Annotated in this window: 15 protein-coding genes; 7 read left to right on the forward strand and 8 right to left on the reverse strand. The window is 64.0% G+C overall.

Annotation, left to right across the window (positions count from 1 at the left end):
- Window positions 1-25 precede the first annotated feature (25 nt).
- Window positions 26-847 (forward strand): hypothetical protein, encoded by an 822-nt coding sequence (locus WDS16_RS21450; RefSeq protein WP_338887520.1) that lies wholly within the window; start codon window positions 26-28, stop codon window positions 845-847.
- Between the two features lie 33 nt (window positions 848-880).
- Here WDS16_RS21450 and WDS16_RS21455 read toward each other — a convergent pair whose 3' ends face one another.
- The 3 genes from WDS16_RS21455 to WDS16_RS21465 are packed head-to-tail and all read right to left on the reverse strand — an operon-like array spanning window position 881 to window position 4,567.
- Window positions 881-2,683 carry an acetyl/propionyl/methylcrotonyl-CoA carboxylase subunit alpha gene (locus WDS16_RS21455; RefSeq protein ID WP_338887521.1) on the reverse strand — a complete coding sequence of 601 codons (1,803 nt, stop codon included), beginning with the start codon at window positions 2,681-2,683 and terminating at the stop codon, window positions 881-883.
- 16 nt (window positions 2,684-2,699) lie between these two features.
- Window positions 2,700-2,930, reverse strand: a complete 231-nt coding sequence (locus WDS16_RS21460) for an acyl-CoA carboxylase epsilon subunit (protein WP_338887522.1) — start codon at window positions 2,928-2,930, stop codon at window positions 2,700-2,702.
- The gene (locus tag WDS16_RS21465; protein WP_338887524.1) at window positions 2,927-4,567 is read right to left on the reverse strand and encodes an acyl-CoA carboxylase subunit beta; all 1,641 of its coding nucleotides are present in this window, start codon (window positions 4,565-4,567) and stop codon (window positions 2,927-2,929) included. Before WDS16_RS21465 ends, WDS16_RS21460 begins: the two co-directional genes overlap by 4 nt.
- Before the next feature lie 107 nt (window positions 4,568-4,674).
- On the opposite strand from WDS16_RS21465, the gene WDS16_RS21470 reads away from it, so the two are divergent.
- Window positions 4,675-5,103 (forward strand): hypothetical protein, encoded by a 429-nt coding sequence (locus WDS16_RS21470; RefSeq protein WP_338887526.1) that lies wholly within the window; start codon window positions 4,675-4,677, stop codon window positions 5,101-5,103.
- Window positions 5,104-5,175: 72 nt separating this feature from the next.
- On the opposite strand, the gene WDS16_RS21475 is transcribed toward WDS16_RS21470, so the two are convergent.
- Window positions 5,176-7,092 (reverse strand): amino acid transporter, encoded by a 1,917-nt coding sequence (locus WDS16_RS21475; protein WP_338887528.1) that lies wholly within the window; start codon window positions 7,090-7,092, stop codon window positions 5,176-5,178.
- Window positions 7,093-7,144: 52 nt separating this feature from the next.
- On the opposite strand from WDS16_RS21475, the gene WDS16_RS21480 reads away from it, so the two are divergent.
- Window positions 7,145-8,395 (forward strand): NAD(P)/FAD-dependent oxidoreductase, encoded by a 1,251-nt coding sequence (locus WDS16_RS21480; RefSeq protein ID WP_338887530.1) that lies wholly within the window; start codon window positions 7,145-7,147, stop codon window positions 8,393-8,395.
- Between the two features lie 30 nt (window positions 8,396-8,425).
- Here WDS16_RS21480 and serS read toward each other — a convergent pair whose 3' ends face one another.
- Entirely contained in the window at window positions 8,426-9,679 is a 1,254-nt protein-coding gene (serS, locus tag WDS16_RS21485; protein WP_338887531.1) for a serine--tRNA ligase, read from the reverse strand.
- Between the two features lie 11 nt (window positions 9,680-9,690).
- Window positions 9,691-10,086, reverse strand: coding sequence for an ankyrin repeat domain-containing protein (locus tag WDS16_RS21490; RefSeq protein ID WP_338887532.1), 396 nt, complete (start codon window positions 10,084-10,086; stop codon window positions 9,691-9,693).
- Window positions 10,087-10,107: 21 nt separating this feature from the next.
- Here WDS16_RS21490 and WDS16_RS21495 point away from each other — a divergent pair, with 21 nt between their 5' ends.
- Both WDS16_RS21495 and WDS16_RS21500 read left to right on the forward strand, forming a co-directional pair.
- The gene (locus tag WDS16_RS21495; RefSeq protein ID WP_422395692.1) at window positions 10,108-11,205 is read left to right on the forward strand and encodes a septum formation family protein; all 1,098 of its coding nucleotides are present in this window, start codon (window positions 10,108-10,110) and stop codon (window positions 11,203-11,205) included.
- Window positions 11,206-11,218: 13 nt separating this feature from the next.
- Window positions 11,219-11,551 (forward strand): metallopeptidase family protein, encoded by a 333-nt coding sequence (locus tag WDS16_RS21500; RefSeq protein ID WP_082897933.1) that lies wholly within the window; start codon window positions 11,219-11,221, stop codon window positions 11,549-11,551.
- 134 nt (window positions 11,552-11,685) lie between these two features.
- Here WDS16_RS21500 and WDS16_RS21505 read toward each other — a convergent pair whose 3' ends face one another.
- Both WDS16_RS21505 and WDS16_RS21510 read right to left on the reverse strand, forming a co-directional pair.
- On the reverse strand, window positions 11,686-12,465 hold the full coding sequence (locus WDS16_RS21505; RefSeq protein ID WP_338887539.1) for a CbtA family protein: 780 nt from the start codon (window positions 12,463-12,465) through the stop codon (window positions 11,686-11,688).
- Window positions 12,456-12,650 (reverse strand): CbtB domain-containing protein, encoded by a 195-nt coding sequence (locus tag WDS16_RS21510; protein ID WP_338887540.1) that lies wholly within the window; start codon window positions 12,648-12,650, stop codon window positions 12,456-12,458. The genes WDS16_RS21505 and WDS16_RS21510 overlap by 10 nt, the downstream gene beginning before the upstream one ends.
- A 197-nt stretch (window positions 12,651-12,847) precedes the next feature.
- Here WDS16_RS21510 and WDS16_RS21515 point away from each other — a divergent pair, with 197 nt between their 5' ends.
- Together WDS16_RS21515 and WDS16_RS21520 are read left to right on the forward strand one after the other, a co-directional pair.
- Window positions 12,848-13,414 carry a histidine phosphatase family protein gene (locus WDS16_RS21515; protein WP_338887541.1) on the forward strand — a complete coding sequence of 189 codons (567 nt, stop codon included), beginning with the start codon at window positions 12,848-12,850 and terminating at the stop codon, window positions 13,412-13,414.
- Window positions 13,415-13,531: 117 nt separating this feature from the next.
- Entirely contained in the window at window positions 13,532-13,834 is a 303-nt protein-coding gene (locus WDS16_RS21520) for a PE domain-containing protein (protein WP_338887542.1), read from the forward strand.

Genomic DNA, 13,834 nt, shown 5'->3' on the forward strand with positions numbered 1-13,834 from the left:
CCAAGTGGGGAAGGTCCGCAAGTACATGATTTCGCTTCGCAGTATCGCTTTCACGGGTGTCGGACTGCTGGGGGCAGTCCTGACGCTCACCGCGTGCGCGGGAGACGGCCAACAGGGAATCCCCACCGACTCCCCGTCCACACCTACAACCACAACCACTACGCCGTCGCCGACCACCACCGCACCAGCTCCAGGACCGGCCGTCGGCGACGTACCTGGCAACCCCCAGGCCGCAATGGCGCTTCGGGCGTTCCTCGTCGATCTCGACGCGGGCGGGGTCTCCGCGGTGACGCCTCGATGTTGGACTGTGCCGCCGAGCGAGATACCGACGCAGTACGCAGACGCGCCCGCGATCCTCGACGCAGCCGCCCAACCCGGCGTCGACGGCCAGTATGCAGTTACCTGGACCGGACCGGTATCGACCGTCTCGGTGAAACGGAGCGAGATCGCCTCCGGCTACTCGTGCCCGCAGGTCTACCCGACGGGTACCGAGCCGGCCTATTCGGACGTCGACGCCACCTACGCCGTCGAGCGATATCTACGCCGATTCACCGGTGCTCCGATCAACCCGGACGACCTGGAAGGCGACTACCCACTCGTGTGCTCCCAACGCGCCATCTGGGACCCGCAGGGAACAGGCGTCCCGACGGTTCCGCCGCTGGCGAACAATCCTGGCCGGCTCACCGGGTCGGCGTCGTTCAACCCGGCCAGCGTCTACGTCGCGTCGACTAACGGGGTGCACAAGACCGTCTACGCAGACGTCACCAACGTGTCCGGATTCGAGCAGAACCAGGTGTTCACCCTCACCGTCGGCCAAGGCGGATACTGCATCGGGGACGTTGCCTGACCTGCAGGCGCGCCCCGAGGCAGTCCCCGCCCTCTACTTGATTTCGGCGAGGACGGTGCCCTGGGTGATGGCGGATCCTGGTTGCACGGTCAGGCCGGTGACTGTGCCTGCTTTGTGGGCGTTGACGGGGTTTTCCATTTTCATCGCTTCGAGGACGGCGATGAGGTCGCCTTCGGCGACGTCTTGGCCTTCTTCGACAGCAACTTTGACGACGGTGCCCTGCATCGGTGCGGTGACCGCGTCACCGGAAGCAGCTCCCGCGCCAGCGCCGCCGCGCTTGCGGGCCTTGGGCTTACGACGAATCGCACCGCCTGATGCTGCTGCCCCGCCGCCGAGGGAGAACTGACCGGGCAGCGAGACCTCGACGCGGCGGCCACCGACCTCGACGACGACAGCCTGACGCGGCAGTACCTCGTCCTCGTCGAGTGGTTCGCCTGCGGTGAACGGGGGAACCTGGTTGTCCCATTCGGTTTCGATCCACCGGGTGTGCACATCGAAGGACTCACCGTCGCCGATGAACGCGGGATCGGAGACCACAGCAGCATGGAACGGGATGACCGTCGCGAGACCTTCGACGGTGAACTCGGCCAGTGCGCGACGCGAACGGGCGAGGGCTTCTTCGCGGGTGGCGCCGGTGACGATGAGCTTGGCGAGCATGGAGTCGAACTGGCCGCCGATCACGCTGCCCGATTCGACACCGGAGTCCACGCGGACACCGGGACCGGAGGGGGCGATGAAGGTGGTGACCGGTCCGGGTGCGGGCAGGAACCCGCGGCCGGCGTCTTCACCGTTGATGCGGAACTCAAAGGAATGCCCACGCGGGGTGGGGTCTTCGGTGATGGTCAGTTCCTCGCCGCCCGCGATGCGGAACTGCTGCAGCACCAGGTCGATGCCGGAGGTTTCCTCGGTGACGGGGTGTTCGACCTGCAGGCGAGTGTTCACCTCGAGGAAGGACACCAGTCCGTCTTGGCCGACGAGGTATTCCACGGTGCCGGCGCCGTAGTAGCCGGCTTCACGGCAGATGGCTTTGGCGGAGGAGTGGATCTCGGCGCGCTGGGCGTCGGTGAGGAACGGGGCGGGTGCTTCTTCGACGAGTTTCTGGAAGCGGCGCTGCAGCGAGCAGTCGCGGGTGCCTGCGACGACGACGTTGCCGTGCTGGTCGGCGATGACCTGAGCTTCGACGTGGCGGGGCTTGTCGAGGTAACGCTCGACGAAGCATTCGCCGCGGCCGAACGCGGAGACCGCTTCGCGGGTGGCCGAGTCGAACAGTTCGGGGATTTCCTCGCGGGTGCGGGCGACTTTCATGCCGCGTCCGCCGCCGCCGAAGGCAGCTTTGATGGCGATAGGGAGGCCAAATTCGTCGGCGAAGGCGAGGATCTCCTGCGCGTCTTTGACCGGCTCGGAGGTGCCGGGGACCGAGGGTGCTTTGGCGCGGGCGGCGATGTGGCGGGCGGTGACTTTGTCGCCGAGGTCGCGGATGGACTGTGGGGACGGTCCGATCCAGATCAGGTTGGCGTCGATGACGGCCTGGGCGAAGTCGGCGTTTTCGGAGAGGAAGCCGTAGCCGGGGTGGATGGCATCTGCCCCGGACTTGGCGGCGGCGTCCAAGATTTTGTCGATCACCAGGTACGACTCGGCCGAGGTCTGACCGCCGAGGGCGAACGCTTCGTCGGCCAACCGTACGAAGGGTGCATCGGCGTCAGGTTCGGCGTAGACGGCGACACTGGTCAGTCCCGCGTCTGCTGCTGCCCTGATCACCCGGACTGCGATCTCGCCGCGGTTCGCGACAAGAACCCTCGAAATACGTTTGCGTGCAACATTATTGGTCGATGACATGGCTGCCGATGGTCCTTTATCGCGAGAAGTGAGCATGAACGAAATGAGCTGGCGCCGCAGAGAGTCCGTAGCGGAGCTGATCTGCTGGGTCGCCCCACCCGCCGAGAGACGACATCGGCGGGTGGGGAACGTCTCGGGCGGCCGACGATGCGGCTACCAGTACTGCAGCAATGGCCGCGATCTCGGTATCGGATGGGTTTCCCCGGAAACCCAACACCGCTTCGGCGCTCACAGCATCAACGCTCATAGTGGGATGTTTCCGTGCTTCTTGGGTGGCAGGGTGACTTGTTTGCGTTCGAGCAGGCGTAGTGCGGAGACGATTTGTCCGCGGGTGTGGGACGGGGGGATGACGGCGTCGAGGTAGCCGCGTTCGGCTGCGACGTAGGGGCCCACGAGAGTGTCTTCGTATTCCTGCTGGAGTTTCAACCGCAGTGCGTCGACGTCTTCACCGTTCTTGGCGGCTTCGAGGAGTTGTTTGCGGTAGACGAACCCGACAGCGCCGGAGGCGCCCATGACGGCGATCTGCGCGGTCGGCCAGGCCAGGTTCACATCGGCGCCCATGTGTTTGGATCCCATGACGTCGTAGGCGCCGCCGTAGGCCTTGCGGGTGATGACGGTGATCTTGCCGACGGTGGCTTCGCCGTAGGCGTAGAGCAGTTTCGCGCCGCGGCGGATGATGCCGCCAAATTCTTGGCCGGTGCCGGGGAGGAATCCGGGGACGTCGACGAGGGTGATGATGGGGACGTTGAAGGCATCGCAGGTGCGGACGAATCGTGCGGCTTTTTCGGAGGCGTCGATGTCGAGGGTGCCCGCGAACTGGGTCGGTTGGTTGGCCACGATCCCGACGGAGCGGCCGTCGATGCGGCCGAAGCCGACGATGATGTTGCGGGCGCGGCCTTGTTGGACTTCGAGGAATTCGTCGTCGTCGAGGATGCGGCGGATGACCTCGTGCATGTCGTAGGGGGTGTTCGGGGAGTCCGGGATCAGGGTGTCGAGTTCGAGGTCCTCGTCGGTGAGGTTGTCGGCGATGGCGCCGTCGATCGGATCCGACGGGATGGTGCGCGGGGCGGCTGCGCGGTTGTTCGAGGGTAGGTAGCTCAGCAGGTCTCGGACGTAGTCGAGGGCGTCTTGTTCACCGGAGGCGACGTAGTGCGCGACGCCGGATTTCTCCATGTGGGTGTGGGCGCCGCCGAGTTCTTCCATGGTGACGTTTTCGCCGGTGACGGTTTTGATGACGTCGGGGCCGGTGACGAACATCTGGGAGGTGCCATCGACCATGACGACGAAGTCGGTCAACGCTGGGGAGTAGACGTGTCCACCTGCGGCGGGTCCCATGATCAGGGAGATCTGTGGGATGACGCCGGAGGCTTGGACGTTGCGGTGGAAGATTTCGCCGTACAGTCCGAGGGAGACGACGCCTTCCTGGATGCGGGCGCCGGCGCCTTCGTTGATGCCGACGAGGGGGCGGCCGGTTTTGATGGCCAGGTCCATGACCTTGACGATTTTTTCGCCGTAGATTTCGCCGAGGGAGCCGCCGAAGACGGTGGCGTCCTGGGAGAAGATGCATACATCGCGGCCGTCGATGGTGCCGTAGCCGGTGACGACACCGTCCCCGAAGGGGCGGTTGTCGGCCATCCCGAAGTTCTGGCTGCGGTGGCGGGCCAGGGCGTCCATTTCCACGAAGGACCCGTCGTCGAGCAGTGCCGTGATGCGTTCGCGAGCGGTGAGCTTGCCCTTGGCATGCACTTTGTCCACGGCAGCCTCACCCGACGGAATCGAGGCTTGCGCCAAACGTTTCCGCAGGTCAGCGAGCTTGCCCGCCGTGGTGTGAATATCGGGCGTTTCGGTTTTGTCACGCACAACCTGATCTCGGGCGCTCGTCATTGCATCATCCTTGCAAACTTGGACATCCAATAGAAGCACACCCAACTAATTGTGAGATAGTCCTCAGCCGTGGCTCTCCCCTACGATGACGGGCGGGGAGGTTTACTGTGACCACGCTGGGCATAGACACCAAGATTCTGCTTCTGTTGTCGGGATTGATCCTGCTCTGGGCGCTTGCGCTAGGAGTGTGGAAATTCCGGCAGATGATGGCGTCACCGACCGCTCTGGCCCATCCGTACGTCGACATTGCACATCGGGCAGCTCTGATGTACTCGTTCGCGACGCTGATACTCGCAGCTCTGACGGCGTTTTCCGGATTTCCGACGGCGGTCAACCTCGTCGCCGGGCTGTTCGTCACGTTCTTCTTCGTCGCGGCCATCGTCAGCTACATGGTCCACGGACTACGCCAGGACACGGACAATCAGTTCGAGAATCCGGTGCACGGGACGGAAGCGTTCATGTGGGCGCTGATCGTCGCCGAGATCGGAGGTACAGCGGTGCTTGTCGCTGGATTCGTTGTGGGGCAGTTCTTCTGATCGCTTGAATGGTCCATCCATACGGTCAGATGGCCTGCAAGTCACATTCAAGCGCACAGGGGCCGCCCGTTCTCACCCCACATGCACGTTCGGCCTACGCTCGCTGTCCGGCTCCGCGCGCCGCAGGACCTCCCGAGTGACGGGCGCAACCTCGCCGACGCCGATCAGCAGGAAGCGCAGCAGGTTCGCCACCGGATTCCCCTCGGACCATTCGAAGTAGGCATCGGGTTCGACCCCTGTGGTGTCCCGGATCTTCAGTAGCACTGCGGCAATGGAATTGGGCACGGCCGCAGCATCGACCCACAGCACGCGATACTCGCCCTTCTGCTTGCCGTGCACGATCAGGTCGGTCTGAAACTCCGATGCGTCCTTGATGTTGGCTTCCAGGAACAGAATCGGCTCCTCGGCGGGAATGCGACTGTCCGCGCGTTGTTGCGCCTCCTTGGCCGCATACTCACTCGGATCCAGATGCCGGGAGTCGTGGCAGACGATCTGAATGGATCCGCGCGCGGCCGCCTCGGAGACGAATCGGAGTGCTACCTCGTCGAATTCCACTGATGTGGCCCGCAATTCGAACGATCGGGTCGCCCTGGACCAGAAGGACACCACCAAAATTGCCGCGATGAAGAACGACGCCACCTTGACGCCGTCGGGGCGTTCGAAGATGTTCGCGACCGTCGTGTAGACGAAGATTACTGCCACCGCTCCGAACAGCCATACCCGGCCGCGCTGACCGTGTCTTGCTGCCGACAACGACACCGCAACCGACGCCGAGGTGATGAGCACGAGAACACCCGTCGCATAGGCGGCGCTCTGGGCGTCGACGCTGGCCTTGAAGTAGAGCGTGACGACCACCGCGATCACTGCGAACACGAGCACCAGCGGACGAACGGCGCGCGCCCACTCCGGAGCCATCCCATACTTCGGCAGGTAGCGGGGAACCAGGTTGAGCAGACCCGCCATCGCCGACGCCCCCGCGAACCACAGTATGGCGATGGTGCTGAAGTCGTAGACGGTGCCGAATGCGCCGCCGAGGTATTCGTGAGCAAGGTACGACAACGCACGACCATTCGCCTCGCCGCCGTTCTGGAACTCCTGTTCGGGAATGAGGACGGTGGTGATGATGCTCGACGTGAGCAGGAAGCCGCTCATGATCAGTGCAGCGGTAGTGAGCAGGCGTTTGGCACCTCGGATTCGGCCGTCGAGTTGCTCTTTGGTGCCCCCGTCGATCTGCGGCATCACCGCTACACCGGTCTCGAATCCAGACAGCCCGAGCGCCAACTTGGGGAACACGACGAGTGCGATAGCGATCATCATCAGCGGGTTGCTGTGCTCGGTGGTCATCGCGCGCTGCCAGTCGGTCAGCAACGAAAGATTGGAGCCGATCTCCCAGAACCCGACGATCACCACGACGAGATTCAACGCAAGAAAGCTGCCGACGAGGGTGACGGCGATGCCGATCGCCTCGGTGAAACCCTTCAGGAAGACGGCGGCGAGCAACGCCAGCAACGCGAGGGTGATGATGACCTGGGCACTGTCCAGACTGGTTGGCGCAAAAGGATTCTTGACGACGTGCGCCGAGGCATCGGCAGCCGATAGCGTCATCGTGATCAGAAAGTCGGTGGCTGCGAACCCGAGGAGAACCAGGACGAGAATCTTGCCACCCCATTTGGGGAGCAGCTTCTCGAGCATCGCAATCGAACCCTCGCCGTTCGGACTCTCCCGCGCGACCCGCCGATACACCGGCAGCGCACCGAACAACGTCAGCAAGATCAATACGACGGTGGCCAGCGGTGCCAGGGTTCCGGCCGCGAGCGCCGCAATTCCAGGTTGATAGCCGAGCGTCGAGAAGTAGTCGACACCGGTCAAGCACATCACTTTCCACCACGGATGCGTGTGCTCGGCCTTGGTGGGTTTGCGATACGGACCCATATGACCGGACAGTTGCTCGGTGATGTCGCTCAGCAGCCACGACCGCAGACGCACCATCCGCAGAGGATAAACCCGCCAGAGGCACGGTGGCGGAACTACTGTGGAACACATGACACACGTGGTGGTGGCCGGCGCCGGACTTGCGGGAATTGCGTGCGCACACGAGCTCGGTAAAAAAGGCGTCGACGTCACGATCATCGACCGCAACGACTACCACCAGTTCCAACCGCTGCTGTACCAGGTCGCCACCTCCCAGCTGCCCGCCGAAGACATCGCGCGGCCGCTGGCATCGATATTCGAGTCCATGAAAACGGTCCGCGTCGTGAAGGCCGAGATCACGGAGCTGAACTTCACAGATCGCTCGCTACTGGCGGACGGCCAACGGATCTCGGGCGATCACCTCGTTCTCGCAGCGGGCGCGACGGCGAACTTCTTCGGTACGCCCGGCGCCGAGGAGTATTCGTTCCCGCTGTACTCGGTCGCCGATGCCGAGACTCTGCGCCACCACGTCAGCGATCTCCTGAGAGGCGAGCACGATCCGCTCGACGTGGTCATCGTGGGCGGTGGACCCACCGGCGTCGAAACCGCGGGTGCTTTCGCCGAGCTCTTCACTGCGCTGCGCAAGATGGATCACCCGGGCGGGCGCGGCGAAGCATGGCTGATCAATCACGGGCCCGCACTGCTCGCACCGTACAGCGATCGATCGCACAAGTACGCCCACGACAAGCTCATCGAGCACGGCGCAAAAGTGCGGCTCGGGATCGGAGTGAAGGCTGTCGACGCCGAAGGGGTCCTGCTGTCCGACGGATCGCGAATCTCGTCTCGGACCGTCATCTGGGCAGGCGGCGAGTCGGCGTCACCGATCGCGTCCACCTGTCAGGCCGAACTCGGTCATGGCGGCCGCATCGACGTTCTGGCCGACCTGACTGTCCCGAAGTTCGAGAACGTCTATGCCGTCGGCGATGTCGCGAACATCCCTGATGCCGACGGAAAGACACTGCCGCAGTTGGGTTCCGTCGCGCAGCAGGCAGGTGGGTGGACGGCCCACAACATTCTGCTGACCATCAAGGGCAAACCGAGAAAGACATTCGCGTACCGCGACAAGGGCATCATGGCGATGATCGGCCGGGGTGCTGCCGTCGCCGAGGTCGGTCAACACCGTCACCAGGTGGAGGGTCCACTCGCGTTCGCTGCGTGGCTCGGCGTCCACGCCGCGCTGCTCAGCGGCGCCCACAGCAGGGTCGACGCATTTCTGTCCTGGGCGTGGGACTACTTCGACAGCGACCACAGCGCCATCGTCGAATGCCACGGCAATCCCAAGAGGATCGCATGGGCGGACGACGTCAAACCGACGATCTGACCCCGTGCGGGGACAGTCGACGAGGCTCGGCTAGCGCAGCACATCCGTCCCGACGAACGGGACCAGCGCCTCCGGCACCCGAACGGTGCCGTCGGCCTGCTGGTGGTTCTCGAGAATCGCGACGATCCACCGCGTCGTCGCCAGGGTGCCGTTGAGTGTGGCGGCGATCTGTGGCTTGTTGTTCTCGTCTCGATACCGGACGCCCAGACGACGCGCCTGAAAGGTGGTGCAGTTCGAGGTCGACGTCAGTTCGCGGTAGGCGTTCTGGGTAGGCACCCAGGCCTCGCAGTCGTACTTTCGCGCCGCCGACGAACCGAGATCCCCGCCTGCGACGTCGATGATCCGATACGGAAGCTCCACCGCCGCAAGCATTTCCCGCTCGAATTCGAGTAGCTTCTTGTGCTCGGCCGCCGCGTCCTCCGGCTTGATGTACGAGAACATCTCGATCTTGTCGAACTGGTGCACGCGAATGATGCCGCGGGTGTCCTTGCCGTAACTGCCCGCTTCGCGGCGGAAGCACGACGACCAGCCCGCGTACCGCTTCGGGCCGTCGGACAGGTCGATGATCTCGCCCGAGTGATACCCGGCCAGCGCGACCTCCGAGGTTCCGACGAGATAGAGATCGTCGGCTTCGAGTCGGTAGATCTCGTCGGAGTGGGCGCCGAGGAAGCCCGTCCCGGCCATGATTTCGGGCCGCACGAGCACCGGCGGGATCATCATCGTGAACCCGTTCTTGACGGCCTTCTGCGCAGCCAGCTGGAGCATTCCCTGCTGCAGCAGCGCGCCGTAGCCCGTCATGAAGTAGAACCGTGAACCCGACACTTTCGCGCCGCGCTCCATGTCGATCAGGTTCAGCGACTCCCCGAGCTCGAGGTGATCCTTCGGCTCGAAGTCGAACGTCGGAATCTCACCGACGGTCTCCAGCAGCACGAAATCGTCTTCACCGCCTGCGGGAGCGCCGTCCTCGACGATGTTGGAGATCTTTCTCGCTGCGGAATCCAGTGCGGCGTCGGCCTCGTTCTGAGCAGCTTCGGCTGCCTTGACTTTGGCAGCGAGCTCGGACGCGCCCGCCAGCAACGCCGGACGCTCGTCGGGAGACGCCTTGCCCACCCTCTTGCCGAGCGCCTTCTGCTCCGCGCGGAGCTGATCGCCGGCCAACACAGCGGCACGACGAGCAGAGTCAGCCTCGAGCAGCAGGTCTACGAGCCCGGGATCCTCGCCACGGGTGCGCTGCGAAGCACGGACAACGTCAGGATTCTCGCGGAGGAACTTGAGGTCGATCACGGAGACAAACCTTACTTGTCGAGCAACCCCAGGTAGTCCTCGCGTCCGAACATCCGAGCCGCATCGATCGCCGACGGGTGCCCACCGTTCGGATCTGCCCCGCCGTCGACGAGGGCCTGCACGACAGCGTCCTCACCCTTGAACACTGCTCCCGCGAGCGGCGTCTGCCCTTTGTCGTTGGGCCGATTGACATCGGCACCCCGCTCGACCAGTGCTCCCACGGTCGCGGCGTGGCCGTGATACGCCGCGAGCATGACGAGAGTATCGCCGGAGTCGTTGTTCAGGTCGACCGGAACTCCGGCATCGAGATACTGCGTCAACGCCTCGGTATCGCCTGTCCGTGCCATCGTGAACAGCCGACCAGCCAACTCGGCCACGTCCGCGTCGTCATTCTGTGGTGCCGTCATAGAAGACGAACGTACTCGGGCATGATGGAGGAGATGTCCCCCAGTGATCCGAACGAGCGCGAGCCGAAGGAACGTGAGCAGCGCACGGTCACCGCGCACGTCGCGCGTCGTGTCCTTGCGCTCGTCGCCGTCGGCGCGGTCGCTGCAGCCGCCGTCACACTCTTCGTTTCCGACGGCTTCTCTCAGCCGGAGAAGATCACCACACATTCCGAAGCAGGGCCTGCGACCAGCGGTCCGGTCACCGGAAAAACGTTCGGCGCGGCCGATCCCGGGACGTGCCTGGACTGGACGCCGACGGATGACCCCGCGACCGACCGTCAGGACCTCACCGAGGTCTCATGCGCGGACCCGCACCGATTCGAGGTCGCCAAGGACGTCGACATGACTGCGTACCCGGGCCTCGAGTTCGCGCCCGGTTCGGCATATCCCGGTGCACTCCGATTCGGTGAGCTGCGAGACGAGCACTGCGTCGACGTCGTCGACGACTACCTCGGCACCAAGTTCGATCCCAACGGCAAGTTCAGCGTCGGCCTGATGTTCCCCAGCCAGACGGGCTGGGCGGCCGGCGAACGCACATTGCGGTGCGGTATCCAGCAGTCGTCCAACACCGGAGTGCCCCAACAGATGACCGGTTCCGTACTCGATCAGGACCAGTCGAAAGTCTGGGACGTCGGCACTTGCATCGGAATCAACCAGAACGTGCCCGCCGACCCCGTCGACTGCAGCCAGTCACACGCATTCGAAGTTACTTCGATCATCGATCTGCAACAACAGTTCCCGACCGGAATCCCCAGCGAGGCCGATCAGGACGCATATCTGGAACCGACATGCACCGCCGCCGTCAACGGCTACCTCGGCTCGGAGACCGCGCTGCGCGACAAGACACTCACGCTGTTCTGGTCGACGATCGACGTGACGAGTTGGCTCGCCGGCAGCCGACAGGTGAGCTGTTCCATCGGCAAGGAACTCGACGAGGGCGGCTTCGCGACGATCACCGGCTCCGCGAAGGGTGACATTCTCATCAACGGCCAACCTCCCGCACCACCACCCGCAGCACCCGACGGTCGTGCACTACCCACACCGCTGCCTGGCGCGGCGCCGATCACCCCGGGAGGGTGACATTCCCACCGACATGACTCGCGCCGAGTTCGAAGAAGCCGTCAGCGACGCACTCGACACGCTCCCGCCGGACATCACCGATCGCATGGACAACGTCGTCATCCTCGTCGAGGACGAACACCCGACCGAGGACATTCTCGGGCTCTACGAGGGCATCGCGCTCACCGAACGCTACGAATACAGCGGGCACCTTCCCGACGTCATCACCATCTACCGCAAGCCGATCCTCGAGATGGTCGACGACGCCGACACCGCCAAGCGCGAAATCGCCATCACCGTCGCCCACGAGGTTGGCCACCATTTCGGTATCGACGACGATCGTCTCCACGAGCTGGGGTTCGGGTAGCTTCCGCGTGCCAGCCCGGTTATCGCTCTGCCAGCCCGGTTATCGCTCTGCCAGCCGGGTTATCGCTTGAATGGTCCATCCATACGATCAGATAGGTGGTATGTGACATCCAAGCGGTGTGGGCCCGACCCCGCCTAGACCCCGACCGACTCCCGGGACGACGAGGATGCCCGATCGGTCAGGTACGCGAACACCAGTCCTAGGCCGAGCCACAACGTTGCCTGGGTGGCGAGTGAGGACAGACGGAACTCCCAGAGCAAGGTAGCCGGGAAATCCTCGCCCACCTCGTTGATGCTCGGAAGCAGGAAGTAGCCGAGCGCGACGACGACTCCGAACGCGGCGAGCGGCACCGCAACTCTGACCGCAATCGAACTATTGGCGGCCAGGAGTTTGGCGACGTACACCCCGACTGCAACGGCAGCCAGTCCGAGGATCACCGTCGCGATCCATAGCCAGGTTCGCTGGTTGATCGTCTCGGGATCTCCGACGGCGGGAGGATTGGCCGGGTACTTGAAGAAGGGGACGGCTTCGATTGCTACCCAGCCAAGCCCGGCAGCTGCAAGTGCCAGTACCGATCCGGACAGGTTCGTGAACCGTCGGGCGTAGTGCAGAACCGTCGCGAAGATGGCGCCGAGGGCCAGACCTGCGAGACCCGTGGCGAGGAACAGCCCGGCACGCTGGCCATCACGGCTGACGAGCGCGTCTTCTTCGTCGTGGGAATGAGCCGCAGCGGCGTCCTCGGCATGCGAATGACCGCCGGCGGATTCCTCGATCGCGATGGCTGCGTCGATATGCGGCTCCCCGATTGCAAACGCGACGGTACCGGCAAGCAGGCCCGCGATCAGACCGGCGAGCAGCCCGCGAATCAGCAGCGCGCCGAAGGTTCCCTGCAGAAGTGTCTTGGTCAGTGGCATGGAAGACCCAGCAGGTGACGTCCGTCGTGCATCAGCTCGTGCATGTACATCCCGCTGCGCGAGATGGCACCCTGATCGAATCCGACCAGGTAGAGCACGAGAAATGCAAGCAGAATCACCGCTGCCACGACGAGGGCGAGGGCCGCCGACTCCGTGGAGTTTCCTTTGGTTACAACAGTAGCCATATCGAGTAGTGCCTCCTGGGATGAATGCGTCCCGTAGAAACGACTACGACGGGTGAGTTTTCTGACTTCCGGCTGGCGGCCGATCACAGTGGCGCAACCGCTTCGGATTCACACCGAATTACCTGCACACGTCGCACTTACCTGCGAACTGTGGCACTCCTCGCCTACAGCTGTCAATGACCACTAACATCACTGCGGTGAGTGGCTCGGTGACACGCGTGACGCTGGTCAGCCATGCAACTACGGAGGCGTTGCGCCGCGCGCGATTCAATTCGGACGAATCGGTCGACGAGATCGGCCTGCAGGCACTTCACGGCATCGCGTACACGGCACGCGCGGATGCCGTCGAGATCGCCCCTGAACTCCGTGCCCGTCAGACCGCCGAGGGATTGGGCCTGCAGGGCGCGATAGTGCCCGAACTTGCCGACATCGCGTACGGCCAGTGGGCGGGCCTGACGATGGACGAGCTTACGGAAAGCGATCTCGGGGCCTGGCTGACCGACACATCCACAACGCCACCCGACGGGGAGTCGATCGACAGTGTGCTCAGACGCGTCCGACGCTGGATGGACCGCATCGGCACCGAGCCGCGCCGGGTCTGCGCAGTGACTCATCCGTCGGTGGTCAGAGCCGTCGTCGTGACTGCACTCGACGCTCCCGCGCGTTCCTTCTGGCGGGTCGACATTCCGCCGCTCACCACCACGACTGTGCACTGCCGATCGGGACGCTGGACGCTCCGCACCGTCGCCGAAAAAATCATCTGAGCTTTTTCCGCTGGAGATGGAACCGATCGATGGCTGCCGTCGTCCAATTCCTACGAGGGCGCAATTTCGAACGCTGTGCCCACGACACCTAGCCGATGGAACAGTCGAGGAGAGCACATGCCAGGCACAGTGCGGGTCGATCCGGTAGCTCTCGAAGCTGCCGCAGCAGATCTCGATGCTGCTGCGGCGCGGTTGCAGGCCAATCTGACGGCAGCCTCGCTGCCGATCCAGACACTCCCGTCGGGAAGCGAGGAAGTATCCCTGCTCGCCAACCGGTTCTTCCGAAACTCGGCGTCCACCTTCGCACCTGCCGCGGCCGATGCGATCGGTGAACTCATCGAGACGGCTGCTGCCCTGCGCGCGCAGGCGGCGGCGTACCGGGATGTCGACTTCGAACACGGCCGAGCCCTCGGGCTCTGA

Origin of the sequence: Rhodococcus sovatensis (genome assembly GCF_037327425.1) — a bacterium.
Classification (GTDB): Bacteria; Actinomycetota; Actinomycetes; order Mycobacteriales; family Mycobacteriaceae; genus Rhodococcoides; species Rhodococcoides sovatense.